16 protein-coding genes are annotated in these 16,044 nt (G+C 53.7%); 9 read left to right on the plus strand and 7 right to left on the minus strand.

Going from position 1 to position 16,044, the window contains the following annotated elements; genetic code table 11:
* The first annotated feature begins 140 nt into the window (after window positions 1–140).
* On the plus strand, window positions 141–2,885 hold the full coding sequence (locus LEPIL_RS21620) for a PAS domain S-box protein (protein WP_052608157.1): 2,745 nt from the start codon (window positions 141–143) through the stop codon (window positions 2,883–2,885).
* A gap of 98 nt (window positions 2,886–2,983) precedes the next feature.
* Here LEPIL_RS21620 and LEPIL_RS04480 read toward each other — a convergent pair whose 3' ends face one another.
* A complete protein-coding gene (locus tag LEPIL_RS04480; protein ID WP_002770385.1) occupies window positions 2,984–3,838 on the minus strand; it encodes a M23 family metallopeptidase in 855 nt (284 codons plus the stop codon).
* A gap of 49 nt (window positions 3,839–3,887) precedes the next feature.
* Between LEPIL_RS04480 and LEPIL_RS04485 the strand changes: the two genes are divergently transcribed.
* From LEPIL_RS04485 to LEPIL_RS04500, 4 genes are read left to right on the plus strand one after another with little or no spacing between them, the layout of a single operon-like run.
* Window positions 3,888–4,481: a CPBP family intramembrane glutamic endopeptidase gene (locus LEPIL_RS04485; RefSeq protein ID WP_002770386.1), complete on the plus strand. Its 594-nt coding sequence runs from the start codon at window positions 3,888–3,890 to the stop codon at window positions 4,479–4,481.
* A complete protein-coding gene (locus LEPIL_RS04490) occupies window positions 4,468–5,205 on the plus strand; it encodes a hypothetical protein (RefSeq protein WP_143464650.1) in 738 nt (245 codons plus the stop codon). Before LEPIL_RS04485 ends, LEPIL_RS04490 begins: the two co-directional genes overlap by 14 nt.
* Window positions 5,206–5,715: an LIC_10042 family TonB-like protein gene (locus LEPIL_RS04495; protein ID WP_002770392.1), complete on the plus strand. Its 510-nt coding sequence runs from the start codon at window positions 5,206–5,208 to the stop codon at window positions 5,713–5,715.
* A gap of 5 nt (window positions 5,716–5,720) precedes the next feature.
* Window positions 5,721–6,461: an RluA family pseudouridine synthase gene (locus tag LEPIL_RS04500; protein ID WP_002770394.1), complete on the plus strand. Its 741-nt coding sequence runs from the start codon at window positions 5,721–5,723 to the stop codon at window positions 6,459–6,461.
* On the opposite strand, the gene LEPIL_RS04505 is transcribed toward LEPIL_RS04500, so the two are convergent.
* Window positions 6,373–7,260: a LysR family transcriptional regulator gene (locus LEPIL_RS04505; protein WP_002770396.1), complete on the minus strand. Its 888-nt coding sequence runs from the start codon at window positions 7,258–7,260 to the stop codon at window positions 6,373–6,375. The two genes, LEPIL_RS04500 and LEPIL_RS04505, sit on opposite strands and share 89 nt — an antisense overlap.
* A gap of 48 nt (window positions 7,261–7,308) precedes the next feature.
* On the opposite strand from LEPIL_RS04505, the gene LEPIL_RS04510 reads away from it, so the two are divergent.
* Window positions 7,309–8,115 (plus strand): class I SAM-dependent methyltransferase, encoded by an 807-nt coding sequence (locus LEPIL_RS04510; protein ID WP_157135023.1) that lies wholly within the window; start codon window positions 7,309–7,311, stop codon window positions 8,113–8,115.
* 90 nt (window positions 8,116–8,205) lie between these two features.
* On the opposite strand, the gene LEPIL_RS04515 is transcribed toward LEPIL_RS04510, so the two are convergent.
* Both LEPIL_RS04515 and LEPIL_RS04520 read right to left on the minus strand, forming a co-directional pair.
* On the minus strand, window positions 8,206–9,384 hold the full coding sequence (locus LEPIL_RS04515; protein WP_002770400.1) for an acyl-CoA dehydrogenase family protein: 1,179 nt from the start codon (window positions 9,382–9,384) through the stop codon (window positions 8,206–8,208).
* Between the two features lie 189 nt (window positions 9,385–9,573).
* Window positions 9,574–10,893, minus strand: a complete 1,320-nt coding sequence (locus LEPIL_RS04520; protein ID WP_002770402.1) for a hemolysin family protein — start codon at window positions 10,891–10,893, stop codon at window positions 9,574–9,576.
* 275 nt (window positions 10,894–11,168) lie between these two features.
* Here LEPIL_RS04520 and map point away from each other — a divergent pair, with 275 nt between their 5' ends.
* Genes map through LEPIL_RS04535 form a run of 3 tightly spaced genes read left to right on the plus strand, consistent with a single transcriptional unit; the run spans window position 11,169 to window position 12,923 of the window.
* A complete protein-coding gene (gene map / locus LEPIL_RS04525; RefSeq protein ID WP_040919548.1) occupies window positions 11,169–11,924 on the plus strand; it encodes a type I methionyl aminopeptidase in 756 nt (251 codons plus the stop codon).
* Complete coding sequence (locus LEPIL_RS04530) at window positions 11,915–12,499, plus strand: hypothetical protein (protein WP_002770406.1); 585 nt, start codon at window positions 11,915–11,917, stop codon at window positions 12,497–12,499. The genes map and LEPIL_RS04530 overlap by 10 nt, the downstream gene beginning before the upstream one ends.
* A 37-nt stretch (window positions 12,500–12,536) precedes the next feature.
* The gene (locus LEPIL_RS04535; protein WP_002770408.1) at window positions 12,537–12,923 is read left to right on the plus strand and encodes a hypothetical protein; all 387 of its coding nucleotides are present in this window, start codon (window positions 12,537–12,539) and stop codon (window positions 12,921–12,923) included.
* Window positions 12,924–13,069: 146 nt separating this feature from the next.
* Here LEPIL_RS04535 and LEPIL_RS04540 read toward each other — a convergent pair whose 3' ends face one another.
* From LEPIL_RS04540 to tgt, 3 genes are all read right to left on the minus strand, one after another.
* Window positions 13,070–14,395: a LysM peptidoglycan-binding domain-containing protein gene (locus LEPIL_RS04540; RefSeq protein ID WP_002770410.1), complete on the minus strand. Its 1,326-nt coding sequence runs from the start codon at window positions 14,393–14,395 to the stop codon at window positions 13,070–13,072.
* Window positions 14,396–14,489: 94 nt separating this feature from the next.
* A complete protein-coding gene (locus tag LEPIL_RS04545) occupies window positions 14,490–14,828 on the minus strand; it encodes an STAS domain-containing protein (protein WP_002770412.1) in 339 nt (112 codons plus the stop codon).
* A gap of 85 nt (window positions 14,829–14,913) precedes the next feature.
* Window positions 14,914–16,035: a tRNA guanosine(34) transglycosylase Tgt gene (gene tgt, locus LEPIL_RS04550; protein WP_002770414.1), complete on the minus strand. Its 1,122-nt coding sequence runs from the start codon at window positions 16,033–16,035 to the stop codon at window positions 14,914–14,916.
* Between the last annotated feature and the right edge of the window lie 9 nt (window positions 16,036–16,044).

The raw sequence follows: 16,044 nt of genomic DNA on the forward strand, positions 1-16,044 counted from the left end.
TTACGCCGTTAGCGGGGGAATCACACCCCCTTCCTCCCTGGAGAAGAACATGACCAGATCGCGATCCCTTTTCACGGCGGCAACGATTTTAAAAAAGTGTGGACAGTGACCTTTCTCCCGGGCATCCATTAAGACTGCCTATGCCCATGAACACCCAGCTGCTTGACGTGCTCTTTCAGACAGCCGGTGATGCCTTTTTTATCGCCGAGGCGAATACGGGGCGCATCATCGAAGCGAATCGTCGGGCCGAAGAACTTACGGGGTACGATCGATCCGAGCTGATCGAGATGCATCAATCGCAATTGCATCCGCTACAGATGGTCGACCAGTATCGCGCCATCTTTGCGAAGCATGCGCGCGGCGATCTGATGCTTGCAGCAAGCGTGCAGATCGTCAGGAAGGACGGCGCCGTCGTTCCCGTCGAGATACAGGGTAGCGCTTTTGAGTTCGAAGGCCGCAGGCTCGTCTTTGGCATCTTTCGCGACGTTTCAGATCGTGATCTCCTACATCGACGGCTCGAACAGAGCGAACGACGCAATCGAACCATCGCCGAATTTGCTCCCATCAGCATCGTCGTACATTGCAACGGCAGAGTGGTCTTCAGCAACGAGCGAGCCATGCGAGATCTTGGAGCAAGGACGGTCAACGATCTGCTCGGTCTCAATGTTCTGGATTTTGTTCATCCAGAAGATCTTCAGCGAGTGAACGAGCGTATTCGCAAAATAATGATCGAAAAGGGATCCGTTCCCATGCTTGAAGAGCGTCTCAAGCGATTGAACGGAGAGTACTTTAACGCCGAGGTGCATGCAACGGCCATCGAATGGGACGGAATGCCTTCCGTGATGGTGGCCTTTCAGGATATCGACGATCGCGCCCGTCGACGCAACTACCGCGAGGCAATGTTGCAACTACTACAAAAGGCCTTCCGGCACGTCGATACCGAGGCGACGCTACGAGAACTTGTCAGAGTGCATGCAGAAAGAGCAAACGCCTTTGCGTCTCTTCTGACGATCAAACAGGATGACGGACTGATCGTCCGGGCCGATCACGACGCTCCCGATGAACTCATTCGCCTAACCGAAGAAGCCGGCGTCGACCGAAACGCCTCACCCTCAGCCTTTGCTCTCGTCAACGAAACGTCGATTTTCGTTGATTGCATAGAAAAGCTTCCCATAGATGAACGCTTTCGCAAGCGTCTTTCCGATTTATCCATCACATCGTGCTGGAGCTACCCGGTCCGCGATCGTGAGGGCGGAAGCATCGGATCCCTGACCGTCTATCTCAGCGACAGTCGCATGCCCGACGACGAAGAGCTTGAGGCGCTCGAACAGGCGTCGTATCTGACGTCGGTCTTTATGGATCGTTCTGATCTACTCGATGAGAACTACCGCCTCTCGCAGGTGGCAAGGCAGACGCGCGAAGGCGTAATACTCACCGATAAGGATCGAAAAGTCGTCTATGTCAATCAGGCGTTTACCGATGTCACCGGATATACTCTGAAAGACGTGGCGGGAAAGAACCTGCGAACGATCATGCATGGGCCGGCGACAAATATGGCCACCGCTCAATTTATGAAGCAAAGGCTCAATGAAATAAGAGGCTTCGACTGTCGCATCTTCAACTACCGCAAGACGGGTGAAGGTTTCTGGAATGATCTGCGCATCGATCCCATGTTTGATAGAACGGGAACCCATGTCGGATTCATCGGCCTTCAGACCGATGTCACCGAAGAGATGGATGCGCGGGCGCGACTGGAGAAAACGCTCGAAGAAGCCGATGAGGCGTCAAAAGCGAGATCAGAATTCCTTTCTATTATCAGCCATGAAATACGCACGCCTCTTAACTCAATCAGCGGCATCGTGCATCTGCTCTCGGATCGTAATCGCAGCGAAGATCAGACGGAAGAGCTCGACATCTTAAAGAAGTCCGCCGAACGACTGCAGATCCTTGTCAGTGATATCCTGGATTTCGGGCAGATGGATGCCGGCAGGTTGAGCTTTCAGAATCAGCCGTTTTCGTTCCCCCGACTGATCGGGCAGCTCTGCGAATCGTTCGAGCCGGCATTCACGCATACGCCCGTGCAATTTGAACACTACATTGATCCGGCCATACCCGAAGGCCTATCCGCCGATCCGGCGCGCATCCGGCAGGTCTACTATCATCTGCTCTCAAACGCCCAGAAATTCACCGTTACTGGCAGTGTCAGACTTGAAATCAAAATGGCAGACGATACGGGGTCACACGTCGTTATCGAGTCCGTGTTAACCGATACGGGCACGGGTATGTCGCAGACTGTCATCTCGCGCATTTTTGAACCGTTTTTCAGGGCGGAATCCACCGCTACAGGACAGCCTAATGGCGCCGGCCTCGGTCTGACCATCGCAAAGCGCATACTCGAATACTACGACGGCGACATTACGGTTGAATCCCGTCCGCATGACGGATCGACCTTCCGCTTTCGTATGAAAATCGAGAAAACGAACGAATCGGGCGGCACGCTTGTGAGCATGCCTCACCTGAAAAATGCCAGGGTGCTTATCGTCGAAGATTATGAAGCCAACATTCTGATTACGAGAAAGTTTCTCGAACTCTGGGATATTCAGGTCGATCAGGCGTATAACGGCGAAGAGGCTCTGCATAAGGTTAAGAACGGTCAGTACGATCTTATTCTCATGGATCTTCACATGCCCGTCATGGACGGATACGAGGCGACGCGACAGATTCGCACGTTCAACAATCAGATTCCGATCGTCGCTCTTACGGCCTCGGCGCAGAGCGAGGTGCAGGACAGGATCAAAGAAGTCGGCATGAACGACCTGATCGTGAAACCCTTTCATCCCGCCGAGCTGAACAAAAAGATCTCGGCCTTTTTGAAGAATCGTTAACAGGCCCTTTTCGTCGATGTGGATATAATTTCTACAATCCTTCTCCGGAGAACAGTATCCTGAATTCTTAAGCGGCGACTTCTGTAACTCCGCTTACACTATCGATGGCGCACGTCGAATACGGGGCGGCGCTGTCGTCCTTCCTTCAGGATCTCAAAATGCAGATGCGGCCCCGTTACTCTTCCGGTCTTGCCGACGCGGCCGATATCGATTCCTCGCTTCACCCTGTCTCCCTTCTTTACGAGAATCTTTGAAAGGTGCCCGTAAAGGGTGATGTAGCCGTATTCATGTCGAATCAGGACCGTGCGGCCATAACCGGATTTATCGCCGGCAAAGATCACCTCGCCCGACTCAGCCGCCTGCACGGGCGTTCCCTGAGAGGCGGCCAGATCGATACCGCCATGAAAGGCATGTCTTCCGTGGATCGGATCCTTCCGCCATCCGAAGCCGCTGCTCTGCCGCGCTCCTATGAGCGGATGCCGAAAAACAAGGCCCTGAAAGAAATCCCGCTCTCGCGGCTCGAAGCGTCGTCCTGGAAAGAAATCAAACTGTAGAGCACTCGATCCTTTCATCACCGAAACGGCGATGCCGCCTTTCTCCTTGCCAGGATCGCGGAAAACTCCGCGAGCGTTCGGCACAAGAATAACTTCGCCCGCTCTCAGTTCATCGGGATGGGCAAGAGAGTTCAGCGAGGCAAGCGTATCGGGATCCTGCGATAGTCGTGTGACGACGTCGAAGAAGTGCTCCCCTTTTTTCAATCTGTAGGCCACAAAGCGCAGGGGGATGTCGAGGCGGCGATACTGCATGCCGCTTTTAAGATTCTCTGCAATCTCTCGCTTCAATTCTGTAGCCTGCTCTCCATGAAGCGACGACAGATCGGTGCTCGACTCAACGGCAGAAAGATCGGTCAGGGCCAATCCGAGCAAAAGCAGGGTACAGGAGCGACGCAGCATCTTCTTTTTTATTCGACAGAGTGCGCCGGTCTCTGAATCTCTTTCAGTCGTGCCGCTCTTACCTCTATCGTCTTTTCCGCCGGCCGTTCGCCTGGTTCTGGTCTTCACGCTCTTTGCCCTGCTTCAGTCGCTGCGCTTTTTTACATCCTCGGACTTCTGGCTCGACGTTGCGATGCAGGGCGTCGTTGCTCCTCTGCTCTTTTATTTCGTTATCGGATGGCGGCTACGAAGCGATGCTATCTGGCCGCAGAGCCCGCTTGCAAGGATTCAGGGATTCCTGACCGGTATCATCACAGGCGGGCTTTTCTTTCTTTTACTTTTTTTTACCATTCCAGAAAAGAGCTCCGACGTGCAGATCACAGGCCTCTCCATTCTGCGCATGGCCTTTATAGTGCCCGTCGTTGAAGAGATCTATTTCAGGCTGGTTCTGACCGGATCTCTGAAACAAACGGGGCTCTCCCATGCCTGGGCGATTTTTTTTAGCGGCCTGTTTTTCGCCTTCTCTCATGAATATTCGGTTGCCCCCTTTCTTTTCCCTGTCGGACTGGCCGCTGGATGGCTGTTTTTGCGATTCGGGGTGATCGCCTCTTTGAGCATGCATGTCGTCTACAATCTGGCCATTCTGCTTCATGCGATTAGCTGAAGCCATCGAGGAACCGATGATTCATCGAACCATTCGCCACGTTCTTATCTGCTCCGTTTTTATTGCCACACCGCTTCTGGCTCGCGACTTTAACTCCTTCGAATCTCCACGCAAAATGGAAGAGGCGAAGAAGGACGTCGAGCGTATGCTCGATAAGATGGACCCTAACGGATTTGTGCCCATCGACGAAACGCTCGGCTATAAATACGGCTGGACCTCTCGCTGGAACTCTCCGTTCAATTACACCGTCTTTCTCGGCGACATCTCAGAGAACAAACCCACTCCGATCATCATGGTCGAAGGCAACGCCGGCGACGTTCTGACCTTCAGCCGCATCTTCACCATCGAGAAGATCGTTCGCAACGAAGAAGATGCGGAACTCGTTTATGAAAAGATTTACCCTAAGAACCACTTCTTCGGTCAGGGACTCAACCTCGTGCATCCGTCTCTTGGCGTGATGTACGCCTCTTATAAATCGCCGTCGCTGACCCGCGGACAGACCTACACAAGGGCCCTTACGTATTTCTTCATCGACGGCTTTCTTGTCTGGGCAGCCGGACGCAACTGGTTCCGCGAAGAGTTCAATATCTCGAAAAACGGCGGTCAGGTCGCGGCGGTGATGCTGCTCACGCGCGGCATAGGAGCCTATCAGAATCAGGCGTTGCTTCGCGGACACAACCGTAGCGTGCAGGCCGGTTATACATTTCCGTTGGAGCTGTATTGATTGAGACGATCCGGGCTGAAAGAATTCTCGTTTCTGCATGCCCTCTTGATCAGCCTCATGCTGCACGGTTTTGCCGCCCTCAGTTTTGTTTCGTTCGCCGAGCCGGACTCCTCCGATATCGTTCTTGATTCTATTCCCGGAAAGGCGCGCATGCGCTTTTCTTTTCCGGTGAAGCGAAGCGGCATCGGCAACGCCGATCGAGAAAACGACCAGAAGCAAGAAGACGACGGCGAAGACAGGGCTCAGGTCGATGCCGGATTGCTAACGCATGAAATATCAGAGATTATGCGTGAGATCGACTACCCTCCGCTTGCCCGACGCATGGGTATGCAGGGCACGGTGAGCTTTCAGATCGACACCGATGCGGATGGAAAGGTCGCCCGTATGGTGATGCTTCAGTCTTCGGGATACGATCTGCTTGATCGAACGGCGGCCGACCGCTTGCGCGCGTGGACGTTTCCCTTTTACAATCGCACCTTTATCATTCCCGTCCGTTTTGTATTACAGTAAAACCGATGAACCGCTTTGACAGAGCAGACAGCCTTCCCTTTATCGTTTACGAAGATAACCATATTATCGTCGTCGTAAAGCCCCAGGGATTGCTCTGCCAGGGCGACATCGGCGGATCAGAAAATCTGCTCGACCTGCTGCGAGAGTATATACGCGAATCGGCCCACAAACCCGGTAACGTCTACATCGGTCTCGTTCACCGACTCGATCGCAATACAGGCGGGCTGATGGTGTTTGCGAAAACCTCGAAAGCGGCAGCCCGTCTCTCAGAACAGTTCCGGGAGCACACCGTATCGAAGCATTACCTTGCGGCCGTCGAGCATCGCCCCGAACCTCCAGAAAATAGCATGCAGGACTATCTGAAAAAAGACGGGCGTCTGAAGAAAGCGGTCATTGCATCGGCTAACGATCCTGAAGCGAAAAAGGCCGAACTGCGTTACCGATGGATCGGGGAACGAAGGCGATCGCAGACCCGCCCGCCGCTTCAGATCGTCGAAGTCGAGCTACTCACCGGGCGCTTTCATCAGATCCGGGCGCAGTTCGCTCATCATCGCCTTCCTCTTGCCGGCGATACGAAGTACGGCTCCACGCTGCGTCTTGGCGGACCGGCGCTGTGGGCGCACCGCCTTGAGTTCTCGCATCCGACGCGGAAAGAGGTCATGAATTTCGAATTCGAACCTCCGGCGGAATGGCCTTTCGGATTCCGTCGAGATAGGGCTGCAGACGTCGCCCGCGAAGATGACTGAGTAGAAAGGTGCGTTCGGTCGATAAGACGGCTCCGCTCAGGCGCAACGGCCGAATCCGCTCGGTAACAGTTAACGACGAGAGAAACCCCACCGAAGAAACCGCAAGTAGAGACGCCTGCAAAGCGGCAATCGTACGCAGTTCCATCATCACATTCGACTCAAAGTCCGCATACAGTGGCTGAAGAATCTGCTCCGCCGCGCGACGCAGTGATGAACCCTTCTCGAACAAAAGAAGCGGCGTTAAGCGCAACTGCTTGAGCGTCATGCGTGCCGGCGCCATACCGACCATGGCCTGCACTCTATCGCGATACAGCGGCTCAGAAACGAGCATGCCCTGAGTAGAAAACGGTTCATGGATCACGATATCGGCGACGCCCGATGCGGCAAGACGCTGCAGTTCGGCCGGCAGCGACTCCGTTATTCGAATGGATAACGCCGGGAAATCCTCACGCAGCCTTGCCAGGATCGGAGGTATGATGCCAACGCCGGCAGAGCCGCCGACGGCAATATGCAGATTCTTCAGTTCATCTTCACCCGTCATCCGGCGCTCAAGATCCTCGGCCTCAAGGGCAATCGCATAAAGACGTTCGGCGGCCGGCGTAGGCAGCATCAAGCGACCGGAGCGGACAAAGAGCTCCGCCCCCACTTCGCGCTCCAGCAGAGCCATCTGTCGGCTCAGTGCGGGTTGGGTCAGATTCAATCTTCTGGAGGCTGCCGTAAAAGACTGACAGCGAACAATCTCGGCAAAACTGCGAAGACGTTGAAAATCCATATCATAAGAATATCTAATAGATACCATAACCACAATTCATTTTTCTTATATATGAAGCTGTGCTACATTTTTCGTATGAAAGAATGGAACAGCAATCTCTATGACGGCAGGCATGCCTTTGTTTCTGAACTGGGAAAGGGTGCGCTCTCTCTCCTGCAACCTCGACAGGACGAGCGCATCATCGACCTCGGATGCGGAACAGGCGATCTCGCAGTCGAGATAGCGGCCAGCGGGGCCAGGGTGGTCGGCGTCGATGCATCAGAAGAAATGTTGCGGCGAGCTCGCGACAAATGGAGCGGCGACTTTCCAGACATCCGATTTGAAAAGGCCGATATACTCGACCTGAGTCGCTACTCCGGCTTTGACGCCGCATTCTCCAATGCAACGCTCCACTGGGTTAAAGAAGCCGAACAGGCGGCAAAACAGATCGCCGGCGTACTCAGGCCAGGCGGGCGTTTCATTGCCGAATTCGGTGGATACAGGAATGTAGAACAGATCTGCCGCGCATTAACCGAAGCAGCAAATGCTGCCGGTCTGGGTATAGAGTATCCCTGGTACTATCCAGAGGCCGATGAATACAGAGTCGTGCTTGAAAAGGCCGGCTTCGAGGTGCAGATGCTACAATGGTTCCGTCGCCCCACCGATCTCGGCCTGGACGGCCTTGCAAATTGGTACGCTATGTTCGTAAAGGGTTGGTGGAATCCCACAATGCAGAGGGACGATAATGGTCGCGACGATTCGGCAGTACGGTATAGGGAAAGGCAATCGTTCGAACACATCCGCGATGAAATATTTAAGACCGCTGTGCAGAACTACGCCCTATCAGGGCACGGGAATACCGCCGACTATGTGCGTCTTCGAGTCGTGGCAATCAGGCCGTAGCCTCGCTATGAGCGAATCAAATAGAAAAGCCAGTCCTGCAGGACTGGCTTTTCGTTGAACACTTTCTGCCTGAAACAGGCAGAATTCGACTCAGGCCTTTTTAGAAGCGGCTTCTTTGATGAGACCGGCAGCGATCTCGTTCTTCTGAATCTGGCTCGTTCCTTCGTAGATCTGAAGAATCTTCGCATCGCGGAAGTATTTTTCAGCCGGATACTCTTTCGTATAACCGTATCCGCCGAAGATCTGCAGTCCATCGGTGGCAACCTGCATCGCCGAATCGGCGGCAAAGCATTTCGCCATAGCCGAGAACTTCGCCGTATCCTTATGCCCCATCTCGGCCAGAAGACCGGCCTTATACGTCAGAAGACGCGAGGCCTCGGTTTTCATTGCCATCTCGGCAAGCATATGCTGGATCGCCTGGAAGGTAACGATTTTCACGCCGAACTGCTCACGCTCACGGGCATACTGAAGAGCACAATCCAGAGCGCCCTGAGCCGTTCCCACGGCAGAGGCGGCAACGGCCGGACGGGACATGTTCAGCGTTTTCAGGGCGTGAATGAAGCCGTTATTCTCTTTAAGAGAGATCAAATTCTCGGCAGGAACTTCACAATCTTCAAAGATCAGCTGACGGGTTTCAGAGCAACGAATTCCAAGCTTATCTTCTTTCTTACCGAAAGAGAAACCGGGAGTGTCCTTCTCGACGACGAAGCAGCTCACACCGCGCGGACCGCGACTTTTGTCGGTAACGGCAAAAACCGTATAGATCTGCGCCTGGCCGGCGCCCGAAATCCACTGCTTCGTTCCGTTCAGAACGTATTTATCGCCCTTCTTAACGGCTGTCGTCGAAAGAGCGGGAACATCGGAGCCCGCGTTCGGTTCAGTAAGACCGAAGGCTGCGATGATCTCACCCGCCGCGATACCGGGTAACCATTTCTTCTTCTGCTCTTCTGTAGCGCCCACTTCGATCGGCAGCGATCCGAGCTTTGTAGCGAGGAAGGCCGTTCCGACGCCGAGGCAACCGTAGGCGATTTCTTCGGCAAGGATGATGTTGCCCATCATGCCGAGCCCCATTCCGCCGTATTCTTCGGGGAACATTGCGCCAAACAGACCGGCCTCTTTAAACTTATGCAGGATTTCCCATGGGTATTTGTTCTCTTCATCGTATTTCATACGATTCGGAACAACCTCGTTCTTGACAACGTCACGAACAAGATCCCGCAGCATCAACTGTTCGTCGTTCAATCCGAAGTTCAATATAGGTTCTGGCATCTCAGTTTCCTTCTTTCAGTGTATTTTCAAGTATGCCGCCCGTAGCTACGGGGCCAGAATACAAAATATCTCAAGGGCATTCCGGTTCAACTAAAAAATAACAGAATGCTATTCAGTTACAGTACCAAATTTACAACACCCCGGAGGCACTGTCAGGGTGCAAAGACGCTACCTCGAAGAAACAGGCGATCAGTCGATTTTCTTCTGCTCTTCGCCGTTCAGCACAGTGACCTTGAACTGGACGAGCTTCTGTCGCACTTTTTTCACAAGCTCGAATCGGTATCCCTTCACCTCGGCGCCTTCACCAAGCTCCGGAAAACGACCCAGCTCTTCAATGATAAAACCGGCAACGGTCGTGTAGGCCTCTGACTCGGGGATGATATCCTTTTCGACAAAGTCGTTGAAATCGAACGTATTACAGGCGCCGCTCACCAGATAACTGGTCTCTCCGGTTTTGATGATGTCGGATTCCTCGTTAAACTCCGTCACATCCTGGATCTCGCCGACAATCTCTTCGAGAATGTCTTCAAGCGTCAGAAGGCCGGCCGTTCCGCCAAACTCGTCGACGACGATGGCCATATGGGAGCGGCGCTTCTGCATCTCTTTCAGGATCTTCCCGATCTTCATGGATTCGGGCACAAAATACGCCGGTCTCGTTAAACGTGAGAGCGAATAGCGTTCTTTGCGCGACATGGAGCGCATCAGGTCTTTCAGGTGCAGGATCCCGACGATGTTGTCGAGACTGTCTTTGTATACGGGAATACGGCTGTAAAACAGATCCATGGCCCGACGAACCTCTTCTTCGTCGGCGTCGATATCAAGCGCCTTGATATCGACCCGCGGCACCATGACGTCACGGGCGTCGGTTTCGTTCATATCGAGCACGTTTTCGATGATCTCATGCTCCGTATGTTCGATGGAGCCGTGTTTCACGCCCTCTTCAAGCAGATGCAGAATCTCTTCTGCGAGAAGACGGGTCTCAGAAAAGCTCGTGCGATCCTTGAACGGGCGAAGGATAATATTCGACGAACCTGTCAGAACCTTTGTGAACAGGAAGAAGATCTTGCTCATCAGATTCAGCGGATAGGCCACGTTCAAACCGACCCACTCCGAATAATTGAGAGCGAGCGATTTCGGCACAAGCTCGCCAATGACGATGCTCAGATAGGTAATCAGACCGACGACGACGACGAAGGCTCCTTCACGGGCGAACTCAGAGACGACGGGAAGGCCCGTGGACTCCAGCAGGCCCTGAACCGGGCCCACAAGGCTCGCACCGCCATATACCGAGGCCAGGGTTCCGACCAGCGTAACGCCGACCTGAACGGTGGCGAAAAGCTGATCCGGGTTCTGTTGCAGTTTCGTTATAATCCGGGCACGCATGTCGCCGTCTTCAACAAGGGCCTTCAGACGCCCCCTTTTGAAGGAGATTAAAGCGATTTCGGACGAGGAAAAGAAGCCGTTGATCAGAATAAGCAGAAGAATGATGGATAACTCACCGAGTATCATTGTGATGAGATAGGAAATCTCGCCTCCAGGACCTTTGTGGTCGAATTGACCGGCTCCGACTTATTTGTCGGAATTCGATAACAGAGAACGCCAGAGCCGGCTTTCAAGCAAGCATAATCCTTTACGAAACACGCTTTTCCTGAAGACTGTCCTCCGGCAGATACGACAGCGGAAAGGCGTCAGTGTTTCCATGCAGGGAATGCAAAGAGCCTGTGCGCCCATTTCAAGGGCAGTGCATGGCTCCTGGACGAAAACTGACGAGGCGGGAGCAGAAAGTGATCCACATAAAAAGCAAACTTGAGATCGAGAAGATGCGCGATGCCGGCAAGCTTGCCGCCGAGGTGCTTTTTGAAACGGGCCAGCGGGTCAAAGCCGGCGTATCTACCGAAGAACTGAACGATTTTGCACACTCCCTGACCCTCAAGCGCGGAGCTGAGAGCGCACCTCTGAACTACCGGGGATTCCCGAAAAGCATCTGCACCTCGGTGAACGAGGTCGTATGCCATGGCATTCCGACGAAAAACGAAATCCTCAAAGAGGGCGACATCCTCAATATCGACATCACGGTCAAACTGCGCGGATTTCATGGCGACACCTCTGCCATGTTCGCGGTGGGAAATATTCCCGAGAATGCACGAAAACTGATTGAAAACACCGAAAAAGCGATGTGGGCTGGTATTGAGGTCGTAAAGCCAGGCAAACGGATCTCTGATATCGGTCAGGCTATAGACGATTTCCTGACGCCGCAGGGATACGGCATCGTAAGGGCGCTGGCCGGTCATGGTATCGGGCGAAAGTTTCATGAAGAACCACTTGTACCGCATTACAAAAATAACGAGGTACGCGTGCCCATCCGACCGGGCATGACCTTTACCGTAGAGCCGATGGTAAACGAAGGAACATACAGGGTCATCTTCGATGAAAGCGACGGATGGACGGTTCGCACCGCCGACGGTCGGCTTTCCGCTCAGTTTGAACACACCTGCCTTGTTACGGATGATGGTGTGGAGGTGCTGACCCGATGGGGCTAAATTCGCTTGTAGAGGCTCTGCTCCGTTTTATATCACTGCGTACGATGTATCATCGCATGCTCCTGCTCGCGCTTCTGGCAGGGCTCACCGGTTGCCTCACGCCCGATCTGAAAAGCGGAGCTTCAGGCACAGAGATCGAACTGCTTGATCATAAAATCGCCTTTGTGCTGCCCGCAGGCTGGAAGGTGCAGCTATCAGAAAAACGATATTTTCAGCTCACGGCGAACAGCGGCACAGGGCCCTACGCTCCGGGCATCGAATACAGAGGCCTGAACACCGATCTGACCGACCGCGCGCTCATGGATCAATACGCCCGGGGTTGGTACAGCGCAATGGGCCGTAACTTCCCGAACTTTCAATACACCGAGCGCAAGGAAATGGTCGAAAACCGAATCATCACCTATTATTTCGAGGGTACGTTCAGCGACGGCAACCTGCCCTTGAAAAAGATCGGCTACCTGCGTTTCGTGAACCGAAAGATCCATGCCATTTACTACACGGCCCCTCTGAACGAATTCGACACTCATCTTCCACTTTTCAAAGCCGTCGAACGCGAAATCCGCTATCTGAATTGATTGACAGCTGCTTTCGTTTCCGCGCAGATGAGCGGCAATGAACCTTTTGACTGGCGCCATCATCGTATCGGGCATTCTGCTCGGAATGTGGGGACTCTTCCACCAGCTCATCGTCGGCGGAGCGGTCACCATGAATCGCGATGCAGACGAACGATCCGCACGCCTCTTTCTTATGTCATGGGTCGCGCACGGAGCCTATCTTTCTCTTGCCGGATTTCTCCCGGTCGCCCTGCTTATCTTCCACGATCCATATGACTCGGCAGTGCTGACGACATCAATCATCCTTGCCTTTGCCCTGACCCTGCTCAGCATCCACGTCATTGTTACCACGCTGAAGTACTTTATTACGCCCGTCTGGATCGGATTTATTCTACAGAGTGTGCATGCTGTGCTTCTCTACACGCTCTACTTTCTCTATCGATAGACAGGAGCCCTCCAGAACGGGACGAAAAGCCGCTCTTTGTTCAGGCCCGGCATCAGAGGGTAATAAAAAAGGCGAGCGCAATGCCCGCCTTTTTTTTGCTGAAGCGCCACTCTTAAGGGCCGCTTCTTAATTCGATTTCGAAACTGTCATTCTTCGGGAATGACCAGCTCCTGTCCGGGGAAGATCAGATCGGGATTTTTGATCTTATCGCGGTTCGCATCGTAGATCTTCGTCCACTTCGATCCCTTTCCATAGACCTCTTTCTTAGACGAGATACGCCACAGAGATTCAGCAGGACGGGTCTTTTGAACGGTATAGCTGCGACCACCCTCTGTCGGCTCGGTCTTCGTCGTCTCGGACTTTTTGCGCTCCTCTTCGAGGCGGGCAAGGTCACGAGCACTCAGAGCCGATCCTTCACGAACAAGCATAGAAAGGCGGATGGATTCCCGGGATTCCTGAATGGACTCTTCATACATCTCTTCGCCAAGACGGCTTTTCGAGGAATCAAGGGCCTCACGAGATGCCTTCAGATACTCGCCATACTTTACGCGATCGGCGGCGGAAAGCTTTGCCGTAGCACGATCGAAATCGGACTCAGCCAGATCCACCGTTCTCTCGGCCTCAACAGCCAGATCTTCAGCCTTACCCTTACGGGCCGTTTCAAGAAGAGCCGTAGCCTGGCCCTCTGCGCCGACGATCTTTTCGTTGGCCGCCTTCAGTTTATCGGCTTCGATATCCTGGCGGGCTGCAACAAGTAGAGCTGCGGTGTTCTTATAACCGGCTTCGTCATACTTTTCGATACCGTATTCTTTTGCCTTTGCCAGCATTGCTTCAACGGCGGCGGCGCTTTCAATCATGTCAGATTTCTGCGAAAGCGAGACCGCTCGGGCTCTTTCTGAAGCTTCAGCGGAAGCGCTGAATTTATCAAAGGCCTGCTGATAGAAGCCCAGCTGTGCCATGGCAGCAGACTTATCAGTAAACGGATTCTCGCGTTGATCGGGAGTTACCTGAGTACCCTCGGCCTGGCTCAGAGCGGCCGTGCCTTCTTCATGAAGGGTGCGAGCCGACTCAAAATCGTCGCGGGCAAGGGCCTCTGCAAAGGCTTCATCGGCCTTCTGCAAAGCTGCGGCAGATTTTTCCTGAAGGGAAACGCCATACGTCGGAGCAGAATCAAGTCGCGATTGAACGGCATACTTGCGAGCTTCTACGCCTTTAGCGGCCGCTTCTTCGTTCTTTGCATCGGGAAGAAGCGCATGCGCTTCCAACAGTGTGTCCGTTGCTTTCGTAAGCAGGTCGGCGGCCTGATCTTTCGGCTCCTGCGCCTGGGCCATTTCAATTTCTTTGCGGGCCCGGCTCAGCTCTTCTACGGGAACATTCTGTTTGCCACATTGCACAAAGCCAATGACGACAAACGAAAGAAGCGGAGCGGCCTGAAGCAGTCTGCGGGTTGCGTTGCCTGTGTACTGAATCATTCTTTCCTCCAGAAAGTTACAGTTTTGATCGAGCCTGAGCCCGGAAAGCAGCGCGAAAGCGCCGCCGTCGAAGAAATGCAGGAAGGGAGACCTATCAGCCTTTGAATGCGGTAACAGCGTCGCCTTCAGATTCGTAGATCTCAAAGAAAGACGTAAGCTTCGTCAGTTCAAACACCTTACGCACAGAACCGGACACGTTGCAGATTTTCAGCCCGCCCTGATACTTTTTCAGGTTGGAAAGGCTGGAAATCAGCGCTCCGATTCCCGAGGAGTCGATGTAAGATACGCGGTCCAGGTTAATGACTACATTGTATTTTTTCTCTTCGATGAGCTTGTTTATAAGCTCCTTGATCTCCGGTGCGTTGTAGAGATCGATTTCGCCGTTCACATCCAGAATGATGATATCACCGCTTTCTCGTCTGGAAATCTCCATATATTATCTTCCTGCAAAGGTGAAAAGTCTATTAGCCTGATAGTTTCCCACCCCGAACGAGCCCCTGTCAACTGAAAAAACCCTATCAGTAAGGAATTCGATTCCATTTTTCAAAAAACGCCGGGAATGTTCCATTATGAATGGATTCGCGCGCCTCTGCAAAGAAGCCGTAGAAAAAGGCCAGGTTGTGATAGGTAAGCAGCTCCGGCCCGAGCATCTCTCCCGTTTGAAAGAGGTGTCGTATGTAGGCCCTTGAATAGCGCCGACATACCCGACAGGAGCAGTTTTCGTCCACAGGCAGGGAGCTTTCGGCATGTGTTGCGTTTCGCAGGTTTAAAGCTCCGTTTGAAGTCAACGCCTGTCCGTTCCGGGCGTTTCGCGTCGGCAGCACACAGTCAAACATGTCGATTCCGTTGCGAATCGCCTCAAGAAAATCGGGAATCGTGCCCACTCCCATCAGATAGCGCGGCCGTGTAGCGTCCATGCGCGGCCCGATCGCCTGCAAGATACGATACATATCTTCGCGTGACTCGCCAACGCTGAGACCGCCAAGCGCGATGCCGGCAAACGGCAGTTCACTGATAACGCCCAGCGATTCAAGACGCAGGCTTTCATGTATACCGCCCTGCACGATACCGAACAACCGCTGCACAGACGGATCAAAGTCCCCGCGGTCGGCCCGGCGCTCGTACTCCGTCATCGCCTGTTTCGCCCAGCAATGCGTGCGATTCAGAGCATCGGCCATGCGTCTTTCGTCGGCGTCTCCTGGCGGACAATCATCCAGCACCATCATGATGTCGGAGCCCAGCCAGAGCTGCGTTTCGAGCACGGACTCAGGCGTGAACAGATGACGCGAGCCGTCGATATGGCTCTGAAACAGTACGCCGTCTTCCTGAAACTTCGTCATCTGCGCCAGGCTGAACACCTGAAAGCCGCCGCTGTCGGTTAATACGGCATGATCCCAGGACATGAAGCGCTTTAATCCGCCCATACGTTCGATGAGGCGGCCCGGACGCAAATAGAGATGATAGGTATTGCCGAGGATGAGTTCGTAGCCGATCTCTTCAAGCTGCTCCTGCCACAGCGACTTCACCGTCGCCCGTGTGCCGACGGGCATGAAGATCGGCGTCGGCACCGTGCAATTCGCAAAGCGAAGAAGACCGGTGCGCGCCTGACCGTCGGTGGCCGTGACCTCGAAGAAGCTCATGCCTCCGGT

The organism is Leptonema illini DSM 21528 (genome assembly GCF_000243335.1).
GTDB lineage: Bacteria > Spirochaetota > Leptospiria > Leptospirales > Leptonemataceae > Leptonema > Leptonema illini.